Annotated in this window: 21 protein-coding genes and 1 riboswitch; of the genes, 14 read left to right on the forward strand and 7 right to left on the reverse strand. The window is 43.8% G+C overall.

Annotated elements, in window-relative coordinates; translation table 11 throughout:
- Positions 1-5: 5 nt before the first annotated feature.
- The 3 genes from NSS82_RS14410 to NSS82_RS14420 are packed head-to-tail and all read right to left on the reverse strand — an operon-like array spanning position 6 to position 2,492.
- Positions 6-1,043: an ABC transporter substrate-binding protein gene (locus NSS82_RS14410; RefSeq protein WP_081386762.1), complete on the reverse strand. Its 1,038-nt coding sequence runs from the start codon at positions 1,041-1,043 to the stop codon at positions 6-8.
- Entirely contained in the window at positions 1,040-1,816 is a 777-nt protein-coding gene (locus NSS82_RS14415; RefSeq protein ID WP_081386761.1) for an ABC transporter permease, read from the reverse strand. The genes NSS82_RS14410 and NSS82_RS14415 overlap by 4 nt, the downstream gene beginning before the upstream one ends.
- A complete protein-coding gene (locus NSS82_RS14420; RefSeq protein WP_178944323.1) occupies positions 1,797-2,492 on the reverse strand; it encodes an ABC transporter ATP-binding protein in 696 nt (231 codons plus the stop codon). The genes NSS82_RS14415 and NSS82_RS14420 overlap by 20 nt, the downstream gene beginning before the upstream one ends.
- A 198-nt stretch (positions 2,493-2,690) precedes the next feature.
- Positions 2,691-2,794, reverse strand: a riboswitch (TPP riboswitch).
- 222 nt (positions 2,795-3,016) lie between these two features.
- On the opposite strand from NSS82_RS14420, the gene NSS82_RS14425 reads away from it, so the two are divergent.
- Genes NSS82_RS14425 through NSS82_RS14435 form a run of 3 tightly spaced genes read left to right on the forward strand, consistent with a single transcriptional unit; the run spans position 3,017 to position 5,341 of the window.
- A complete protein-coding gene (locus NSS82_RS14425) occupies positions 3,017-3,853 on the forward strand; it encodes an amino acid ABC transporter substrate-binding protein (RefSeq protein ID WP_076273865.1) in 837 nt (278 codons plus the stop codon).
- Between the two features lie 53 nt (positions 3,854-3,906).
- Positions 3,907-4,575 (forward strand): amino acid ABC transporter permease, encoded by a 669-nt coding sequence (locus tag NSS82_RS14430; protein ID WP_036686309.1) that lies wholly within the window; start codon positions 3,907-3,909, stop codon positions 4,573-4,575.
- A gap of 13 nt (positions 4,576-4,588) precedes the next feature.
- Positions 4,589-5,341, forward strand: coding sequence for an amino acid ABC transporter ATP-binding protein (locus tag NSS82_RS14435; RefSeq protein WP_036686311.1), 753 nt, complete (start codon positions 4,589-4,591; stop codon positions 5,339-5,341).
- 94 nt (positions 5,342-5,435) lie between these two features.
- On the opposite strand, the gene NSS82_RS14440 is transcribed toward NSS82_RS14435, so the two are convergent.
- On the reverse strand, positions 5,436-6,092 hold the full coding sequence (locus NSS82_RS14440; protein WP_038570438.1) for an S-layer homology domain-containing protein: 657 nt from the start codon (positions 6,090-6,092) through the stop codon (positions 5,436-5,438).
- 318 nt (positions 6,093-6,410) lie between these two features.
- Here NSS82_RS14440 and NSS82_RS14445 point away from each other — a divergent pair, with 318 nt between their 5' ends.
- Positions 6,411-6,890: a Fur family transcriptional regulator gene (locus tag NSS82_RS14445; RefSeq protein WP_036686314.1), complete on the forward strand. Its 480-nt coding sequence runs from the start codon at positions 6,411-6,413 to the stop codon at positions 6,888-6,890.
- Positions 6,891-6,959: 69 nt separating this feature from the next.
- Here NSS82_RS14445 and NSS82_RS14450 read toward each other — a convergent pair whose 3' ends face one another.
- Positions 6,960-7,640 carry a TIGR00266 family protein gene (locus NSS82_RS14450; protein WP_036686316.1) on the reverse strand — a complete coding sequence of 227 codons (681 nt, stop codon included), beginning with the start codon at positions 7,638-7,640 and terminating at the stop codon, positions 6,960-6,962.
- A gap of 162 nt (positions 7,641-7,802) precedes the next feature.
- Between NSS82_RS14450 and NSS82_RS14455 the strand changes: the two genes are divergently transcribed.
- Both NSS82_RS14455 and NSS82_RS14460 read left to right on the forward strand, forming a co-directional pair.
- Entirely contained in the window at positions 7,803-8,009 is a 207-nt protein-coding gene (locus NSS82_RS14455) for a hypothetical protein (RefSeq protein WP_036686317.1), read from the forward strand.
- Between the two features lie 61 nt (positions 8,010-8,070).
- Entirely contained in the window at positions 8,071-8,802 is a 732-nt protein-coding gene (locus tag NSS82_RS14460) for a class I SAM-dependent methyltransferase (RefSeq protein ID WP_076105033.1), read from the forward strand.
- A gap of 22 nt (positions 8,803-8,824) precedes the next feature.
- On the opposite strand, the gene NSS82_RS14465 is transcribed toward NSS82_RS14460, so the two are convergent.
- Positions 8,825-9,643 (reverse strand): AraC family transcriptional regulator, encoded by an 819-nt coding sequence (locus NSS82_RS14465; protein WP_036686319.1) that lies wholly within the window; start codon positions 9,641-9,643, stop codon positions 8,825-8,827.
- A 277-nt stretch (positions 9,644-9,920) separates the two neighbouring features.
- On the opposite strand from NSS82_RS14465, the gene NSS82_RS14470 reads away from it, so the two are divergent.
- The 6 genes from NSS82_RS14470 to NSS82_RS14495 all read left to right on the forward strand — a co-directional run bounded on the left by NSS82_RS14470 (position 9,921) and on the right by NSS82_RS14495 (position 15,181).
- Positions 9,921-10,688 carry a sugar phosphate isomerase/epimerase family protein gene (locus NSS82_RS14470; RefSeq protein WP_036686321.1) on the forward strand — a complete coding sequence of 256 codons (768 nt, stop codon included), beginning with the start codon at positions 9,921-9,923 and terminating at the stop codon, positions 10,686-10,688.
- Positions 10,681-11,778, forward strand: coding sequence for a Gfo/Idh/MocA family protein (locus tag NSS82_RS14475; RefSeq protein WP_036686323.1), 1,098 nt, complete (start codon positions 10,681-10,683; stop codon positions 11,776-11,778). The genes NSS82_RS14470 and NSS82_RS14475 overlap by 8 nt, the downstream gene beginning before the upstream one ends.
- Positions 11,779-11,800: 22 nt before the next feature.
- Complete coding sequence (locus NSS82_RS14480) at positions 11,801-12,871, forward strand: Gfo/Idh/MocA family protein (protein ID WP_038570443.1); 1,071 nt, start codon at positions 11,801-11,803, stop codon at positions 12,869-12,871.
- A 34-nt stretch (positions 12,872-12,905) separates the two neighbouring features.
- Positions 12,906-13,874 carry a sugar phosphate isomerase/epimerase family protein gene (locus NSS82_RS14485; RefSeq protein WP_076101695.1) on the forward strand — a complete coding sequence of 323 codons (969 nt, stop codon included), beginning with the start codon at positions 12,906-12,908 and terminating at the stop codon, positions 13,872-13,874.
- Positions 13,862-14,851, forward strand: coding sequence for a phosphotransferase family protein (locus tag NSS82_RS14490; RefSeq protein ID WP_051491449.1), 990 nt, complete (start codon positions 13,862-13,864; stop codon positions 14,849-14,851). The genes NSS82_RS14485 and NSS82_RS14490 overlap by 13 nt, the downstream gene beginning before the upstream one ends.
- Positions 14,852-14,923: 72 nt before the next feature.
- A complete protein-coding gene (locus NSS82_RS14495; RefSeq protein ID WP_076105022.1) occupies positions 14,924-15,181 on the forward strand; it encodes a DUF2164 domain-containing protein in 258 nt (85 codons plus the stop codon).
- Positions 15,182-15,200: 19 nt separating this feature from the next.
- Here the strand turns inward: NSS82_RS14495 and fabV are convergent, their stop codons facing one another.
- Positions 15,201-16,391 (reverse strand): enoyl-ACP reductase FabV, encoded by a 1,191-nt coding sequence (gene fabV / locus NSS82_RS14500; RefSeq protein WP_036686328.1) that lies wholly within the window; start codon positions 16,389-16,391, stop codon positions 15,201-15,203.
- A 178-nt stretch (positions 16,392-16,569) separates the two neighbouring features.
- Here fabV and NSS82_RS14505 point away from each other — a divergent pair, with 178 nt between their 5' ends.
- Entirely contained in the window at positions 16,570-17,532 is a 963-nt protein-coding gene (locus NSS82_RS14505) for a phosphotransferase family protein (RefSeq protein ID WP_076273864.1), read from the forward strand.
- 67 nt (positions 17,533-17,599) lie between these two features.
- Entirely contained in the window at positions 17,600-18,139 is a 540-nt protein-coding gene (locus NSS82_RS14510) for an HXXEE domain-containing protein (protein ID WP_036686330.1), read from the forward strand.
- Positions 18,140-18,178: the final 39 nt, after the last annotated feature.

The following is an 18,178-nucleotide window of genomic DNA, read 5'->3' on the forward strand; positions in this document are numbered from 1 at the left end:
AAATGCTACAGATTGATAAAAGCTTCCTGTGCTTTAATATCTTCTGGTAGAAGATCGTTGGTGGATAACCACTGCTGAACCTTTTCCCAAGATGTCGGGTCTTGATATCCAAAAGATTGATTGCCAGCATTCATCAGCGGCAGCAGAATCTCAAGACTTTTTTTCTCAATCTCCTTGTCGAGCGGTGAAGTTGCATCTTCATGTGCAACCAGTAAATCCAGGGCTTGTTCAGGATTCTGCTCCACAAATTCCTGTCCTTTTGTAATGGCATTTAGAAATTTTTTAAAGTAGGCTTCAGAATTTTGCAATCCTTGTTCGCTGGCCACCAGCACAAGCTCATAATAGTCAGGTACTCCGTAATCCGTTGGATTAAGCGAAGTGACCGGATGTCCCTCTTTTTCAAGGATTAGTTGTTCATGGTTGATGAACCCGCCCATTATTGCGTCTACTTGTCCAGTAGAGATCGCAGGGATGAGGTCAAAACCTACGTCAATCAGCTTGGCGGATGAAGGATCGCCTCCATCACTCTGGATCATTGTCCGAATCATCGCTTCATAGAGCGGAATGGAGGAATAGCCGATTTGTTTTCCCGCGAGCTCTTTTGGACTATGAATACTGCCAGCCTGAGGAACCATCAGATGATTCAGTGGATGCCGCACGATTGCTGCAATCGAACGTACAGGGATTTTCTCGCCGCGTGCCATAAGTACCTGAGGTTGATAACTGAGCGCTAGATCAATTTGATTCGCTGCAACAAGCTTTAGGGAATCATTGCTGTCCGCAGGCATTTTGATCTCGACATCCAAACCTTCCTCTTGGAAAAAACCTTGCTGTTGCGCAGCGTATAGAAAGGAATGAACGGCATTGGGATACCAATCAAGCATAATCGTCAGCTTGTGTGACTGCTTATTTTCGGTATTGGAGGAACCGGTTTGGGCATTGTTATTTAGCTTGTCTGCCTTCCCGCAGCTGCTTAAGAGCAAAAGTGTGCATACTAGAAATACAGAAAAAAGTCCTCGTTGTGGGGATTTTAAATGATTCATTGGTTTGATCCTCTTTTCTTTAAAAATAATTGTTCGAGTAAAGCTATCGCCAGAAAAAGCACCACACCAAGCGCGGACAGCAGAAATACAGCCGCGAACATTTCATCGCTCTGCATATTTCCGGCCATTCTGCGGCTGAAGTAACCGAGTCCTTTACTGCCGCCGAGCCATTCCCCGATAGTAGCTCCGATGACGCAGTATACAATGGACAGCTTTAAGCCAGAGAAAAAAGCAGGCAACGCCAGTGGAATTTGGGTTTTGACAAGCAGCTGCCAGCGGTTTGCACCAAATGTTAATAATAAGTCCTTGTAAGTCTGGCCACTTGTACGAAGTCCATCATATGTACTCACTACGACTGGAAAAAAAGCCGTCAAAAACACCACAGCCACTTTGCTCCACAGCGAATATCCGAACCACATAATAAAAATGGGGGATAGCGCAATTAATGGGATCGTCTGGCTAATGATAAGAAAGGGATAGATGGCCTTTTCTATGGGGCGATACAGGAACATTCCAGTGCCCAGCAATACACCACAAATAACAGAAAGGACAAAACCCACCAGTATCTCCTGTAACGTCGCCAATAAATGCTGTCCAAATAATAATTGCCTGTGCTCGATCAATGCGATTCCAATAGAGGAAGGTGCAGGGAGAATAAAGGCTGGAATCATGTGAAGGCGAACAGCTGCCTCCCAGATTACAAGAATGAGCAGTACCAGAAGAAGGAAGGGACCATAGTTGTCTAGATGTTTTTTAAAAGGTATAGGTTGCATGCAATCTTCGCTCCAACTCTTCCCGTAGTGCTATAAACCGGGGTTCATAGTTCATCTTATAATGTCTTGGCCTTGGTAGATCCACAACGATCTCCTGTAATTCGCTGTGCGCACCGCCAGATAATAAATAAATCCGGTCACTGAGCAATAGTGCTTCTTCCAGATCATGAGTGATGAGCATAATCGTCTGATTCAATTCACCCCATAACTCCAACAGCCAACGGTGTATCTCGCGTTTGGTCATGGCATCGAGAGCGCCAAAGGGCTCATCCAGCAGCATAAGACCACTTCCGCCTCCAGCCACTAAGGTGCGCAGAAATGCGACTCGCTGTTTCATTCCTCCCGAAAGTTCATGGGGATAAGCCTTCTCTACATCTGCTAAGCCGAAGCGGGTCAACATTTCCCGAATCTGAGTGATCGTTTCTTGTTTATTGAATCTGGGCTTGATCTCCCAAGGCAAAAGGCAGTTGTCGAGCACTGTCCTCCAAGGCAGCAATAAATCCTGCTGAGGCATATAAGCGATCTGACCTAAACGACTAGCGGTTGACGGGTGCGTAGAGAGTTTTATTTTTCCGTGAGTAGGTTCGAGTAAACCGGCAATCGTTTTGAAAAATGTACTTTTCCCGCATCCGCTAGCACCTACTACGGAGACGAATTCCCCTTGCCTGATATCCATGGATAGATCTGCGAATACAGGGGGTTGCTCAGATTCCGGAAAAGAGTAGGTTAGGCCTTGAATAGATAAAATGGTCGTGATGATCTAACCTCCTAAAATTTTTGTGGAGCGCCTAAACAAATAAAGACCCATCCATTTCCAGAGGAAATGAATGGGTCAAAAAGTTCATTCTGCATAATAACACTTAACATGCTTGATGAAAATTCTGCTCCACTTCCCTCCGCTGGTATGATCCAGATCAGGTTCTAAGGGTCCGGAGCTTGAAGCTCCGTCTCAGTCGGCCGACTCCCCTAGTGAAATAACAGGTCCATATTAATTTGTTTATAAATATACCATATCTTTCTGAGAAGTAAAGAGAGAAAGAAGTGAAGGATTAATCCAAGATTGGGTAAGATATAGGTAGAAATCTAGTTAATATTATAATTCCGATGTATATAATCGGAAAAAAGTATTGACGATCATGTGATGGCAGTGTACTATTCAATTTACCGGAAAAAAACCGGATAGAGAGAGGGGATTTAAGAATGAAAAAATGGAGTTTAACTATTATATTGGCGTTAACCGTGGTCCTTGTAGCGGCTTGCGGCAATAATTCGAATACCAATACGGCTGCTGAACCAACAGCTGGAACGAATGGTGGAACAGCATCTTCAGCGCAAAACAGTTTGGAGGCTGTGAAGGCCAGCGGCAAATTGCGGATAGGTACAGAAGGGACTTATGCACCTTTTACTTATCATGACACTGCGGGGAAATTGACTGGTTTTGACGTGGAAATTGCTGAAGAAGTAGCCAAACGTTTAGGTGTTGAAGCTGAATTTTTTGAAACTCAGTGGGATGGTATTTTTGCTGGGATGGATGCGAAACGGTTTGATGTCATTTTCAATGAAGTTTCCATTAACGAAGATCGCAAAGTGAAATATGATTTCTCTGAACCCTATATCGTATCCAAAGCAGTATTGATCGTGAGCGAAGACAATGAGGATATTAAGACCTTTGCCGATCTTAAAGGTAAAAAAGCCGGACAATCCCTGACAAGTAATTTATCCGATATCGCTCGTGAGAACGGTGCTGAAATCGTAGCTACAGATGGTTTCAATCAAGCGATGGACCTGCTGACTTCGGGACGTATTGATGCAACTGTGAATGATGGCTTGTCTTATCTGGATCTAAAAAAACAAAAACCAGATGCAAAAATTAAAGTGGTTGATGAGATTCCTGAAGGATCACAAAGTGCCGCAGTATTCCTGAAAGGCAATGATGAGCTGGTGAAAGCGGTCAGTGATGCGATTACAGAGATGAAGAGTGATGGAACGTACTTGAAAATTTCCGAGAAATACTTTGGAGCTGACGTTTCAAAATAATACAAGGCTAGCAAGGCTAATTAAGCCTGGAAGCTAAAAAGGATGTCTGAATAATGGATGACCGCAAAATACAAATTTTCTTAGACACACTGCTACCCCTGCTAAAAGCCGGGGTGGCTTTTACCATTCCGTTGGCGCTACTTTCCTTTGTGCTTGGATTGATTTTGGCGATCCTAACCGCGCTGGCACGTCTTTCACCGTGGGTAATTCCGAAGCTAATCGCCCGTTTTTATGTGTGGGTTATTCGAGGAACCCCGTTGTTAGTGCAGCTATTTATTATATTTTATGGTTTGCCGGCTGTTGGTATTGTACTCGACCCCTTCATTGCCGCCACCATTGGATTTACCCTTAGCGTAGGGGCTTATTCATCGGAAATCGTACGCGCTGCTATCCTGTCGATACATAAAGGCCAATGGGAAGCTGCCTTCTCAGTCGGGATGACTCGTGGGCAGGCTCTGCGCCGCGTAATTCTGCCACAAGCTGCGCGCGTTTCTGTACCGCCGTTATCCAATTCCTTTATTAGCTTGGTTAAAGATACTTCGCTTGCAGCGATCATCACCTATACGGAGATGTTTAGAACCGCACAGCAGGTAGCCTCTACCACTTATGAGCCTCTGCTGGTATACTCCGAAGCAGGATTGTTTTATTTAGTGTTCTGTTCTGTGCTGTCGGCGCTGCAAAATTACTTGGAGAAACGACTCGATCGTTACTCTGCGACCTAAAGGAGAGATACTTGTGATTGAAATCATTAATTTGCATAAATCCTTCGGCGCACTCCAAGTGTTAAAGGGTATTGATCTGAAAATGGAGCATGGAAAGGTACTTGTCATTATTGGGCCATCTGGCTCCGGGAAGACTACACTGCTGCGCTGTTTTAATCTGTTGGAAATCCCGGATCAAGGCAGCCTGTCGCTCAGTGATATCACCATCAATTTTACAGATCATAAGAAAATTCCTCAGAATTCCGTATTGGCCCTTCGTCAGAAAACAGGGATGGTCTTTCAATCGTATAATTTATTTCCGCATATGACTGCGCTTGGCAATGTGATGGAGGGACAGGTAACTGTCCTGAAACGATCCAAGGAAGAAGCGCGCAAGCGGGGGCTTCAGCTGCTGGCTAAGGTGGGTTTGGCAGATAAAGCTGATAACTATCCACATCAGCTGTCAGGTGGACAGCAGCAGAGAGTGGCCATCGCCCGGGCTATGGCAGTAGATCCAGAAGTGTTATTGTTTGATGAGCCCACTTCGGCGCTCGATCCTGAGCTGGTAGGGGAAGTGCTTAAGGTCATCAAACAATTAGCGGCAGAAGGTATGACTATGGTGATTGTGACCCACGAGATGAAATTTGCCGCCGATGTAGCGGACCGGATCATTTTGATGGATGGTGGTCATATCTTAGAGCAAGGGACTCCGCAAGAAGTGCTGGAGCATCCGAAGAATCCCCGGGCTCTGCAATTTCTGAACAGACTGAATGGTGAAGAAGAGTAGAAAGACAATATACACGAAAAAGCAGCTCGGGAATCATCCGGAGCTGCTTTTTCATGTGTGGATTATTCAAATGAGAAGAGTATCTGAAATTTGGTTATACTCCAGTTTTCAGAAATTCCAAAGCGTTGTAGAGCATAATCGCTGCTTCGGCGCGGGTGAGTTCGCTTTTTGGATTAAACTTTCCGTTAGCATCCAGGCTATTGATCTTGTATTTCAGGGAGCGCTGAATACTGCCTTGATACGCAGGAGTCAGAGAAGCTTCATCAGCGATATCTACTGGAACGATATTGATCATCGGCAGATTGCCAACGCCTTCGATCGCTTGCACTAGATAGTTAGTGAATTGCTCTTTGGTCATAATGAGGTTAGGATCAATGTCTTTAGGAAGCTTAACTTCATTGTAATAAGCATTGATAAAGGCTTCAGCGTACCAGGCTTTGTCTTTTACTTTTGTGAACAAGCCGCTGGCAACAGGAGCTTTGTTAAAATCAATGGCCGCGAGGCTAAGCTGGAGACCGCCGGAGATAAACTGAATCCCTTGGGCTGTAGTTACCTTAGAGCCAGGGAGAAATTGAGATTCGCTGACACCTTTAATTAACCCTTGATTTTTTAAAGAAATGATTTTTTCTTTGCCGTTTATGTTATCAATATCCTTAAAGGTGTTCCCAGCTGCAAACATCTGACCACCCAAAGAAAAGGAGAAAATGGCTACGGTTGTGATCGCTGCTAGCGTGCTTTTTTTCATGTTCATGTCTTTTCACCTCGTTGTATGGATAGGCTCCTTAGCCTTTGTCACTCCTTTAACGTTGTAAATTATGGAAAGGTTGCGGTCTAATCTTTATTATTTCACGAAAAAGTAGATTTTAATAGAAATATGGGCCAGATTGGGGTGTAGTACTTTTGATAAGTGGCATGAAATGATATAATGATGTCAGGCTCTTTTCATTCGTGGTTAATTTTGTTATGATTATATCGTAACGATTACTATTTATGTATTGTCCAAACTGCATAAATAGGAGCGTCTCAGAGGGTACGGATGTTAAATCGTTCCGGGAAGGTAGGAGACCAAATGGATCAAATATCAAATATCAGTCAATTGTTTGCGGCGCAAAAATATAAATTAACGCCTCAGCGTGAAGCTATAGTGAACGTTCTGCTCGACAATGAGAAGGATCATCTAAGCGTAGAAGAAGTATATATGCTTGTTAAGAACAGCTATCCACATCTGGGCCTGGCAACGGTATACCGTACACTTGAGCTTTTATGTGAGCTACACATTGTAGAGAAGATGAACTTCGGAGACGGAGTTGCCCGTTACGATTTGCGCGGGAACGATCATTCGCATATGCATCATCATTTGATATGCAGCGTATGCGGTCGGTTGGAGGAAATTAAGGACGACTGGCTTGTGGAGCTGGAGAGAAGAGTGGAACGTGAATATGGCTTTAACGTCACGGATCACCGCCTTGATTTCAAGGGTACTTATGGAACATGTAAACGTACAGGCTGCAAAAAAGCAAAAGCAGAAGCAGATAAAGCAGTCTCGTAAGATCGCTTTCTAACCTAAAGACACAGGCTCCAAGCCTGTGTCTTTTTTGATTACTGCGTTTTAGGAAGTCTAGCTTCGAGTAGGTACAAAGGATTTGATCCACGTTCCGAAGCTGCCAGGGTTACGGCTCTGAACGAGAATTACACCTTCTCCACGAAAGCGGCACACAAGTGCTTCACCACTGGTTATGCTGTTTAGCCAGCCAGAGGCTGCCTTTTCTACCTTATAGTCCATATAATCTGGCCATGCTACGAGGTGTCCGTTATCGATAATCATTTCTTCACCAGGTCCTAAATTAATCGCATGGATAGCACCGAAGGAAGACAGGAACACCGTTCCTCTGCCACTGATTTCTACAATGAAGAAGCCTTCACCGGAGAAGAGCCCTCTGGTTAAATTCTGCATTTTGGTATTTACTTGAATGCCTTCAGTTCCGGCGAGAAATCCGTCTTTTTGAACTAACAGTTTATACGATCCGTCTAATTCTATCGCCTGAATATCGCCGAGTGAGCCAGGTGACAGCAATACCTCACTTTGACCACGGGTCGCTCTAAGTTCTTGAAAGAAGAATTTCTCACCGCTCAGCATTCTCCCGAGACCGCGCATTAAACCACCATCCACGGTTCCTTTTAATTCTACGTTAGGTGACATCGCGACCATTGCGCCCATTTCAGCCTTTACGCTTTCACCGGGATTTAGTTGGACCTTTAACATAGCAAAAGCACCTTCATACAAAACCTGGTAATTCATCCTTTAAACCTCCGCATCTATTTAGATAAGATAGAATACTAGCTTTGCTCTAAGTGTAACGGAATTCTTGCTTCGCTCATAGTCTGGAATATGTTAAAATGAAGTTGTCTTATAGATGTAAGATCAATAATCATTCACCCATGAATAGGAGAGTGGTGTCACATGGCACGAACCAAGACACAAAAAGCCTTGCGTAAGGCAGAGCGCTCCGGAGCCTGGTGCGCAGCACAAAGTCGTAGATCGAATAGTGATTATGGAGCCATTTCACAGCATGTACGGTTAACACCAAGCAAGCAGGAACAATTGAATAAGAATAGATATAAGGGGCAGATCTTCCAAGATGATGCTCCTTTTTTATTGGCTATTTGATAAGAGAACATTGCTCAGCGTATAGTAATTGAAGAAATAATATATAGGAGATGTATCCATGATGAAACAAAATAAATATGACGATTCGAATTTCTTCTCAGCCTACCAGCAAATGCCTCGTTCTATTGGAGGACTAGAAGCAGCAGGTGAATGGCATGTATTAAAGGCGCTTCTTCCAGACTTACATAATAAAAGTGTGCTTGATCTGGGCTGCGGCTTCGGCTGGCATTGCCTGTATGCCCGTGAGCAGCAGGCGAGTTCAGTTATAGGTGTGGATATCTCTGAAAAAATGCTGCAACAGGCGCGTGAAAAAACGAACGATCCTGCTATAACTTATATCCAGCTGCCGATTGAGGACATTGATTTTACGAGCGAGCAATTTGATGTGGTCCTCAGTTCATTGGCTTTCCACTATATTGAATCTTTTACAGCCATCTGCCGCAAAGTCCATGCGTTTCTTAAGCCTGGCGGAAGTTTTATTTTTTCAGTGGAGCATCCAATCTTTACCTCACGGGAAGAGCAAGACTGGTATTCCGATGAGCAAGGAAAACGTCTGCATTGGCCCGTAGATCATTATCAATCAGAAGGACTTCGTGAAACTAAATTCTTAACAGAAAATGTGATTAAATACCATCGCACGATTTCCACTTACTTCAATGACCTGATTGAAGCTGGCTTTACTATTAAAGCGGTTAAAGAACCAAAGCCTTCTGAAGAAATGAGTAATGATCCATGGATGAAGGATGAGGAGCGTAGACCGATGTTCCTGATCATTTCGGCTGTAAAAGAATAATTTCATTCTCATGTTTCTTCATTTACACCTGTTCTCTGCTGTGCACACGATATTCTCTTGGTGACATACCAAAACGGCTTCGGAAGACGCGGTGAAAATAGGTATAGTTCGCAAAACCACAAGTTTCTGCTACTTGCTCCAGCGGCATGGGACTGAAGGTTATCCGTTCTCTGGCCATTTCCAGTCGGACATCGTTTACATATTTAATAATACTGGTCCCAAAGGCTTCTTTAAATAAATGAACGGCTCGCGAGACGGATATACCCACAAAACCTGCTACATCCTCCAATAGAAAGGGTACGGTTGCGTGCTCCTCAACATATTGCTTCATTCGGTATGCCAAATAACCTTTTGGAGTAATTGCTGGCTGGTCTGTAATTAGCCGGTCGATTTCCATACATAGAATTTGCAGATAGCAGGCAGATATTTCTGGAGAGAAGTCGGAAAGTCGACGGTGCTCCAGAATTAACTGGCGAAACAAGCCAAGAAAATTCTCACTAAGCGGCACACTTAGGCGAGTGGGTCTTTGTGAACGTTGCCACCATTCATCAATCCATGTTCCCCCGCAAAAAATATGATAATCTCCGCTTTCAATTCGTGGCTTGCCTACAGGGTACTCTTCTTTATCTATGATCAAATAGTAAGGATCATTTGGAGCGAATAACATAATATCCCCGCTTTCCACAGGTGACATCACACCATCGATCAATGCACGGCTTCTTCCTTCCGTTTGCAGACGTATAAGAAAGTTCTGGTTCCCTTGACTTTGAGACATATGAAAAGGCTTGCGATGAAAAGAAAATCCGGCTGATAATACGTGACAGGTAGCAGAATGAGTCATAGGTCCTCCTAGGTGTATTGAAATGATAAGCAGATTGTTCATGTTTTAATCATATTCTTCATTTTAATATATACGCTTTCATATTACTATGTAGCTAAGCAATAAAGAAAGAAATCGACCATCAACGCTAGAAACAGTCGGTATTAGCTGTGCTTACAAGAATGACAGTTTAAGGAAACTGATGAGAATCAGATAAGTCAATTCTGTTACAGCATTATTGTTCAAGTGATTATCACTACAGAAAGCTAACTTTAAATCCAATTGGAGTGATTCGAAAATGCTGAAGATAGGCCTGCAATTGTATACGCTCAGAGAAGAACTGGAACAGGATTTTGAAGGGACACTGCGTAAAGTGGCAGCCCTTGGTTATAAAGGCGTGGAGTTTTTCCATTACTTCGGCCGTAGCGCAGCAGAAGTCAAACAACTGCTTGATGAACTAGGATTAGTTGCGCTGGGCGCACACCGTCCCTATGACGCGTTGTTAAATGATACAGAGGCAGAGATTGCGTACAACCTAGAGATTGGAAATCATAATCTGATTGTGCCGTATCTGTCAGAAGAACAACGTAACTATGAAGAAGTTGCTGCGAATCTGAAGATCATTGGAGAAAAGTGCAAGGCGCGTGGAGCGGTTCTTTTGTACCATAATCATGACTTTGAGTTAACTGATCGATATGGTGACCGTACAGCGTTTGACGGTTTGTTTGAAGAGGTGCCAGCTGATTTGCTGCAAGTTGAAATGGATACATGCTGGGTACATCACGCAGGTTATGATGCCGTAGAATATATCAACAAATACGCTGGCCGGTTGCCGATCATCCATCTGAAAGATTTGAAGAAACATGAGGATGGTTCACCGGAAACGGTTGTTCTAGGCGAAGGAGAAGTAAACCTTACAGCAATTCTTGATGCGGCTGTACAGGCAAAGGTAGAGTGGGCGGTAGTGGAGCAGGATTATTGCAGCCGTTCACCATTAGAAAGTGTAGAAGATAGTTTGAAATGGGTAAAAGCATACGCTAATCAAGGGGGAAATGTTCATGTCTAAAAAGTTGAGAATTGCTATTGTCGGTTGCGGTGGAATTGCTAATGGAAAACATATGCCAAGTTTGTCACGTCAAGCAGATGCTGAAATGGTAGCCTTCTGTGATATCGTCGAAGAACGTGCACAGGAAGCAGCAAAAACCTATGGTGCTGAAGGCGCGGCTGTATATACAGATTATCAAGAGCTTTTGAAAGCCGGAGGATTCGATATCGTGCATGTATGTACACCGAATGACAGTCACTCCGTGATCACAATCGCAGCATTGGAAGCTGGCAATCATGTAATGTGTGAGAAGCCTATGGCGAAGACTACAGCTCAAGCACAGGAAATGTTAGAGGCTGCTAAACGTACAGGCATGAAATTGTCTGTAGCTTATCAAAACCGTTATCGTGCGGATAGTGAATACCTTAAAGACGTTTGCGAAAACGGTGAGCTTGGTGAAATCTATTATGCAAAAGCGATCGCAGTACGTCGTCGTGCGGTTCCTACATGGGGCGTATTCCTGGATGAAGAAAAGCAAGGTGGGGGGCCACTGATCGATATCGGTACGCATGCGCTTGATCTAACATTATGGATGATGGACAATTATAAACCGCGTAGTGTTATGGGCTCGACTTTTCATAAGCTAGGTAACCGTAAAAACGGCGGAAATGCCTTTGGTCCATGGGACCCTGAACAATTTAAAGTAGAAGATTCAGCATTTGGATTTATTACCATGGAAAATGGTGCTACAATTGTACTGGAATCAAGCTGGGCTCTTAATGTATCGGAATTTGGAGAAGCGAAGACGCTCCTCGCAGGTACAGAGGGTGGCGCAGATATGAAGGACGGGTTACGCTTAAATGGTGACCGTGGTGGCCGTCTATACGAGACTAAAATTGACTTGTCCGCAGGGGGAGTAGCTTTCTTTAACGGAGGACAAGAGAGTGAATCCGATCGTGAAGCTCGCTTGTGGCTTGAGGCAGTTAGGGAAGATAAAGAACCAGTAGTTAAACCTGAACAAGCCCTTGTCGTTACCCAAATTTTGGAGGCTATTTACGAATCTTCCCGTACAGGTCGTGCTGTGTATTTTGACGGAACATCAGATAACTAAACGAGAAGCAGGTGTGAAGTTCATGAGTTCAAACAGACATTCTGTAGTCATTGTTGGTTTTGGAGGAATGGGAAGTTATCACGCAGGATTGATAAAAGAGACCTCTACCTTAATCGTAGTTGGAACGTACGATGTGCTTGAAGCACGTCGTACCAATTCCAACGACGCTGGCTACAAGGCGTACCAAAGTTATGAAGAAGTATTGGCAGATTCTTCGGTCGAAATTATTCTAATTGCCACACCGAACGATGTGCACAAAGAAATTGCGATTCGTGCATTACAAGCTGGCAAACATGTCATTTGTGAGAAGCCAGTTACTCTATCGAAGGTTGAATTTCAAGAAATACTGGCAGCCGCTGATGAAGCTGGACGTGTGTTTATGGTGCATCAGAACAGACGTTGGGATGAAGATTTTTTAACCATCAAAAAAATGTACGATGAGGAGACGATTGGATCCCTATTCCAGATCGAATCCCGCGTGCATGGAGCGAACGGAATTCCTGGAGACTGGCGTCATGTTAAGGCACAAGGCGGAGGGATGCTGCTGGATTGGGGCGTTCACTTATTGGACCAGCTATTATTCATGATTGATAGCAAAATCACCAGTGTGAGCAGTAGTCTAAGCTTTATTTTAGGAAACGATGTCGATGACGGCTTTGAAGCTATTCTGCAATTTGAGAATGGAATTAAAGCGATCGTAGAGGTTGGGACGACTAACTTTATTACATTGCCAAGATGGTATGTGAAGGGTATCGAAGGCACTGGAATTATTGAAGACTGGTCATTAACCGGAAGATTGGTGACAAGAAATAACGCAGGTGAAAAAATCGAACCGAAGCCGATTCGTGCAGGTGTAGGACTAACTAAAACTATGGCACCTCCATCGGAGGGGGCAACGATCACTGAGGAATTACCTCAGCCGTCGGAGTTAAGCTCTAGCTTTTATGATAATTTCGCTGCTGTCATTGAGGGTACTGCAGAACCTATCGTTAAGAACGCTGAGGTTATGCGGGTACAGAATTTGATTGAAGTTATTTTTGAAGCTGCTGAGAGTAATCAAGTGGTGAAGAATTTTGATATCTACGGTAAATAATAAGTAAACTATTTCCAAGAGGAGGTGGCCTACAATGAAACTTGGAGTATTTATGGTCTTGTTTGGAGGTCGTAAGCTGGAGGATGCTCTTGATTATGTAGTATCCAAAGGGCTAAAGGCGGTAGAAATCGGTACGGGAGGCAATCCTGGCAACAGCCACTGCGACCCTAAAATGCTGCTGGAGAATGAAACAGCCTTACAAGAATTCAAACATGCTGTGGAATCTCGCGGACTTACAATCAGTGCTTTGAGCTGCCACGGTAACCCATTGCACCCGCAAAAAGAACTTGCTCAAAAGGATCATGAGGATTTCGTAAACTCGGTCAAATTGGCGCAGAAGCTAGGGGTTCCGGTTGTGAATACCTTCTCTGGATGTCCTGGAGATCATGAGGGTGCTAAATATCCGAACTGGCCTGTAGCTCCATGGCCAAATGATTATCAAGAAATTCTGGACTGGCAATGGGAGAACAAGGTTATTCCTTATTGGAAAGAATGGGGTGCCTTTGCCGCTCAGCACGATGTAAAGGTAGGTCTTGAGCTGCATGGCGGATTCTCTGTACACACACCAGGTACTTTGCTGCGGCTGAGAGAAGCAGCAGGTGAAGTGATCGGTGCGAACCTTGATCCGAGTCACATGTGGTGGCAAGGAATTGATCCTGTGCAAGCGATTCATATTTTGGGACGCCAAGGTGCAATCCATCACTTCCATGCGAAGGATACCGTTATTGATCCTGTGAATGTCAACATGCACGGATTAACTGATATGCAGTCGTATACCAAGATGCTTGACCGTGCTTGGCAGTTCCGTTCTGTCGGTTTTGGACATGATCTTAAGACTTGGGCTGACATTATTAGTGCACTTCGTTTGGTTGGGTATGACTATGTGGTTAGTATCGAGCATGAAGATGGGCTGATGTCTATTGAAGAAGGTTTCTCCAAAGCTGTAAGTAACCTTCAACAAGTATTGATTGAGGAGCCACTGACAGAAATGTGGTGGGTTTAAACGAAATGGAGAGCTTCACGAAAGTTAAATTAAATGATGAACAGCTGGATATTTTGGTGAAAGCGGTTTTCGGTTCAGAAACTGCGGTTAACCTTAGTTCAGAACTTACCGGAGGCTTTTTTAATACAGCCTATGATTTGGAACTTAGCACTGGGAAATCTGTCATTCTAAAGGTTGCCCCTGCTGTAGAGACAGATACGTTAAGTTACGAGAAGAACATTATGCGAACTGAAGTGGAAGCTCTCCGAATGGTTGCAGATAAGGGTGTCGTGCCCGTGCCTGCCGTCTACCATTATGATGAAAGTCTGCTGCTCATTCCTATTCCGTATTTCTTTATGGAGAAGGTGGAGGGCCAGCCCTACAGTGATGTGAAGGAGAGTCTTTCACTTCCGGAGAGAGATGCTATCGAAACTGAGCTGGGGCGTTACAATTGCATAATCAATGAGATACGCGGAGAACGTTTTGGCATTTTTGGAACGGATTCAGAGGAGCCAAGAGCCTCGTGGAGAGAGACCTTTTCATGCCTGATGGAAAGTGTACTTGCTGATGCCAAGAGGCTGAATGCACAGCTCCCTGCGTCCTATGAAGAGATTATGCAGGAGGTTTCCAAGTATCTCCCTGCATTAGATGCTGTAACCGAGCCACGACTGGTGCATTGGGATTTATGGAATGGGAATGTATTTGTGAAGGATGGAGTCATCGTATCGCTGATTGACTGGGAGAGAGCCCTATGGGGCGATGTGCTGATGGAGTATTATTTTAGGCATTTTGAGAATTCTGCCAGTTTCTATAAGGGGTACGGAACAACCTACGACAGTCCAAACGAGATTCAGCGGAAGAAGCTTTATGATCTTTATCTTGATCTTATTCTTGCTATTGAATGTTATTCACGCAAATATGCAGACGAAGGTTATGTCCGTTGGACGCATGATAACTTGACTGAGGGTTGGAACCGTTTCAAAGGCAGCAGTGAATGAAGGTTATAGGTGTAAAAAATGACGTGCGAAAGCACGTCATTTTCCTGTATCTAATTAGATTGGAGGATTACCATGCAGCCGTTAAAAATACCGAGAGAACATAAGCTTCAGATTACAGCCAGTATTCAAGAATATTTTGATACAGAGCTGTCTAACGAAATTGGTCAATTAGCCAGCGAGAACCTTCTCGATTTTATGCTCAAAGAACTTTCGCCTTATATTTACAATCAAGCGTTGGCAGATGCACGAAAAGTGATTGAGCAAAAGATGATTTCTCTGGAAGAGGAAATGTATGCTCTCGAACAACCCTTATCCTCAGGCAGAAGATAATCCAAAAACACGATAAATTTTAGCGCAGATTTATAACAGTTACGTCTGGATCAGTATCAGCTTCGTAATCTACACCTTCAGTCTCGAAGCCAAATAGCTGGAAGAATTCCTGTTTATAGCTATGCAGATCCGTTAGGTCGTAGATATTGTCTGAAGTAAGCTGGTCCCAGATTTCGATAACTTCTTGCTGGACTGCCGGAGACAATTCCCAATCATCTATACGGATACGGCCTTCTTCATCCACAGGAGTTCCTTTCGCTGCATAGAGATGTTCAGCAAACAACCGATAGGTCTGCTCAATACAACCTTCATGAAGACTGTGCTCTTTCATGACTTTGTAAAGGGCGGAAATATAGAGGGGCACTACAGGAATCGCCGAGCTGGACTGTGTGACAAGACCTTTTGTGACCGCTACATAAGCTCTACCGTGAGTAACAGATAACGCTTCGTTAAGTGTTCTCGCCGTAGCTTCAAGATGGTCTTTAGCAAGTCCAATGGTTCCCTGGCGATATACCGCTTGAGTAAGCTCTGATCCGATATACGAATAAGCAATAGTGGTTGCGTGATCTGCTAATACTCCGGCTTGCTGGAGTGCTTCTATCCATAGCTGCCAATCATCACCGCCCATCACCCGTACGGTATCATGAACTTCCTTATCGGTCGCGGGTTCAATGGAGATTTGACTTACCTCACCGGTGTGGAAATTTACAGTTTTGTTGGTAAAGGTGTCGCCAATAGGTTTGAGAACAGAGTTATACACTTCACCCGTCTCCGGATCTGTACGGCGCCCAGAAGCAACACTGTAGATGACCAAATCGACTTGTCCTAATTCGCTGCGGATCAGCTGAATCGTTTTTTCTTTGGTCTCTTTGGAGTATGCATCTCCGGTAACGCTGTAGGATTGCAGGCCTGCAGACTCCGCAAGTTGTTCGAAGGCTGCAGAATTGTACCACCCAGCAGAGGCTGTACGGGTTCCATTGCTGCTGCTCGGCCGATATACGCCTACTGTGCTGGCTCCAGCCCCAAAGGCGGCTGTAATCCGTGAGGCGAGGCCGTAGCCTGTGGATGCGCCAATGACTAGCACCTTCTGTGGTCCTTTGATCTCGGGTTGTGCCTTAATATACTCAATTTGCCGCTCGACTTGACGAGCGCAGCCTTGCGGATGTGCGGTTGTACATATAAAGCCACGTGTTCTAGGTTTTATGATCATAATAATAGTTTCCTCTCTTTCATGAAAAGCAGCTAATGATACGTGTTATTTCTAATTTTAACAATTTTCATTCCAATGGAGAAGGATTGTTTATATTTCTTGTATCTAATACAATAAATCCTGGGCTTTTAAAAGGTTGGATTTTTGCATTTACTTAACTCTGTATGGTGGTGAAGTCTTGGAAAGTCAGACTAAAACAAAATTGACGGTTGAGCAGCAGGACATCCTGGTGTGTGCTGCTTTTGGAAGCCATGTGAAAATCATTCAAAGTACGGAATTGACGGGAGGTTATTTCAACGCAGCTTATGACCTCCTATTGTCAGATGGCAGGGCTGCGATTCTTAAGATATCGCCATCTGATGAGACAGACACGCTAAGTTACGAGCACGATATCATGGCTACAGAGGTTGCGGCAATGCAGCTAATGAAGTCTAAAGGAACGGTACCTGTGCCTGAGGTATACGCTTATGATAACAGCAGAAATTTAATATCTAGTGACTTTTTTTTCATGGAGAAAATAATCGGCCAGCCCTATAATGAAATTAAGGAAGAGCTTAGTCCGCAGCAAAGAAGTTGTATTGAGGAAGAATTAGGTCGTTATAGCCGGATTATTAATGAGATTCAAGGGGATCATTTTGGATTATTTAATGTATCCTCGAAGATAAAGGGGACTTCTTGGCGGGAAACCTTTCAAAATTTAATTGGCAACCTCCTTGATGATGCTCGGCGATTAGATGCAAAGATGCCCATTCCTTTAGAAACGATTGAGGCGGAGATCAACAGCCGTATACATGTGATGGATGTGGTGACTGAGCCACGTTTAGTTCACTGGGATCTATGGGATGGGAATGTGTTTGTACGAGAGGGAAGCATTGTTGCTTTAATCGATTGGGAACGGGCGTTATGGGGCGATCACCTTATGGAATATTATTTTCGCTATATTGAGAATTCTGAGTATTTCTGTAGAGGTTATGGGGACAGCTTTGATAGCCCTAATGAATGTGCACGCAAAAAGCTCTACGACTTATATATCGATTTAATTTATTTCATTGAGTGTTATTCGCGTAAATACGATAGCCAAGGCCATTTCCAGTGGGCACATGATAATCTGCTGGAAGGTTGGGACCGTTTCATGGGTTAGGACATTTTCAGCAAGATCACAACATAAGAAGGTAAGGAGGCAGAGTAGGAGAAGGGAGAGGATTCACATGTTTGAGTGGCTAAGTGTACATATAGATATCGTAAGTTTGCTGTGGCTGTTGCCGATCCTATTTATGTTTCATGATTTTGAAGAAATATTAACGATTGAAGCATGGGGTGCAAAGTATAGAACCAAGTTAGAGGCTGCAATTCCTTCGTTTATGCGCAAGACATATCATTCGATGTTACAAATGACTACACGTAATTTTGCAATGGACGTATTATTCGTGTATATTTTGATAGTGACGGTAACTTGTATTGCAGTTTTCTTTTCTAATTATTTATTGTACCTGGCAGTGCTTGCGGTATTTTTCTTACATGTATTTACTCATCTAGGACAGACGATATATTTAAAGGTATATGCACCAGGGGTAGTTACAGCAGTACTAGTAGTTCTTCCCTATTCTCTTTATGCGTATTATCGACTATTGAATGACAACTTGGTATCCCTTGGAGATATCGGATGGTCTCTACTGTTAGTTCTTTTGCTGCTTCCGCCAATATTGTGGTTGTTAGTGAAGAATAGAGCTCGCATTAAACAGAACTAGTACATAAGGCTGCTGCTGACCATATCTTTTTCAGAAAAA

Source organism: Paenibacillus sp. FSL H7-0735 (genome assembly GCF_038008505.1).
GTDB lineage: Bacteria > Bacillota > Bacilli > Paenibacillales > Paenibacillaceae > Paenibacillus_AQ > Paenibacillus_AQ odorifer.

What these genes read in the sequence shown, in the direction of transcription:
- NSS82_RS14470 (WP_036686321.1), top strand. Translation starts at nt 9,921, where the DNA reads ATGCTGAAGATAGGCCTGCAATTGTATACGCTCAGAGAAGAACTGGAA.
- NSS82_RS14440 (WP_038570438.1), bottom strand. Translation starts at nt 6,092, where the DNA reads ATGAACATGAAAAAAAGCACGCTAGCAGCGATCACAACCGTAGCCATT.
- NSS82_RS14445 (WP_036686314.1), top strand. Translation starts at nt 6,411, where the DNA reads ATGGATCAAATATCAAATATCAGTCAATTGTTTGCGGCGCAAAAATAT.
- NSS82_RS14465 (WP_036686319.1), bottom strand. Translation starts at nt 9,643, where the DNA reads ATGACTCATTCTGCTACCTGTCACGTATTATCAGCCGGATTTTCTTTT.
- NSS82_RS14455 (WP_036686317.1), top strand. Translation starts at nt 7,803, where the DNA reads ATGGCACGAACCAAGACACAAAAAGCCTTGCGTAAGGCAGAGCGCTCC.
- NSS82_RS14430 (WP_036686309.1), top strand. Translation starts at nt 3,907, where the DNA reads ATGGATGACCGCAAAATACAAATTTTCTTAGACACACTGCTACCCCTG.
- NSS82_RS14425 (WP_076273865.1), top strand. Translation starts at nt 3,017, where the DNA reads ATGAAAAAATGGAGTTTAACTATTATATTGGCGTTAACCGTGGTCCTT.
- NSS82_RS14460 (WP_076105033.1), top strand. Translation starts at nt 8,071, where the DNA reads ATGAAACAAAATAAATATGACGATTCGAATTTCTTCTCAGCCTACCAG.
- fabV (WP_036686328.1), bottom strand. Translation starts at nt 16,391, where the DNA reads ATGATCATAAAACCTAGAACACGTGGCTTTATATGTACAACCGCACAT.
- NSS82_RS14415 (WP_081386761.1), bottom strand. Translation starts at nt 1,816, where the DNA reads ATGCAACCTATACCTTTTAAAAAACATCTAGACAACTATGGTCCCTTC.
- NSS82_RS14485 (WP_076101695.1), top strand. Translation starts at nt 12,906, where the DNA reads ATGAAACTTGGAGTATTTATGGTCTTGTTTGGAGGTCGTAAGCTGGAG.
- NSS82_RS14510 (WP_036686330.1), top strand. Translation starts at nt 17,600, where the DNA reads ATGTTTGAGTGGCTAAGTGTACATATAGATATCGTAAGTTTGCTGTGG.
- NSS82_RS14480 (WP_038570443.1), top strand. Translation starts at nt 11,801, where the DNA reads ATGAGTTCAAACAGACATTCTGTAGTCATTGTTGGTTTTGGAGGAATG.
- NSS82_RS14420 (WP_178944323.1), bottom strand. Translation starts at nt 2,492, where the DNA reads ATGGATATCAGGCAAGGGGAATTCGTCTCCGTAGTAGGTGCTAGCGGA.
- NSS82_RS14495 (WP_076105022.1), top strand. Translation starts at nt 14,924, where the DNA reads ATGCAGCCGTTAAAAATACCGAGAGAACATAAGCTTCAGATTACAGCC.
- NSS82_RS14450 (WP_036686316.1), bottom strand. Translation starts at nt 7,640, where the DNA reads ATGAATTACCAGGTTTTGTATGAAGGTGCTTTTGCTATGTTAAAGGTC.
- NSS82_RS14475 (WP_036686323.1), top strand. Translation starts at nt 10,681, where the DNA reads ATGTCTAAAAAGTTGAGAATTGCTATTGTCGGTTGCGGTGGAATTGCT.
- NSS82_RS14410 (WP_081386762.1), bottom strand. Translation starts at nt 1,043, where the DNA reads ATGAATCATTTAAAATCCCCACAACGAGGACTTTTTTCTGTATTTCTA.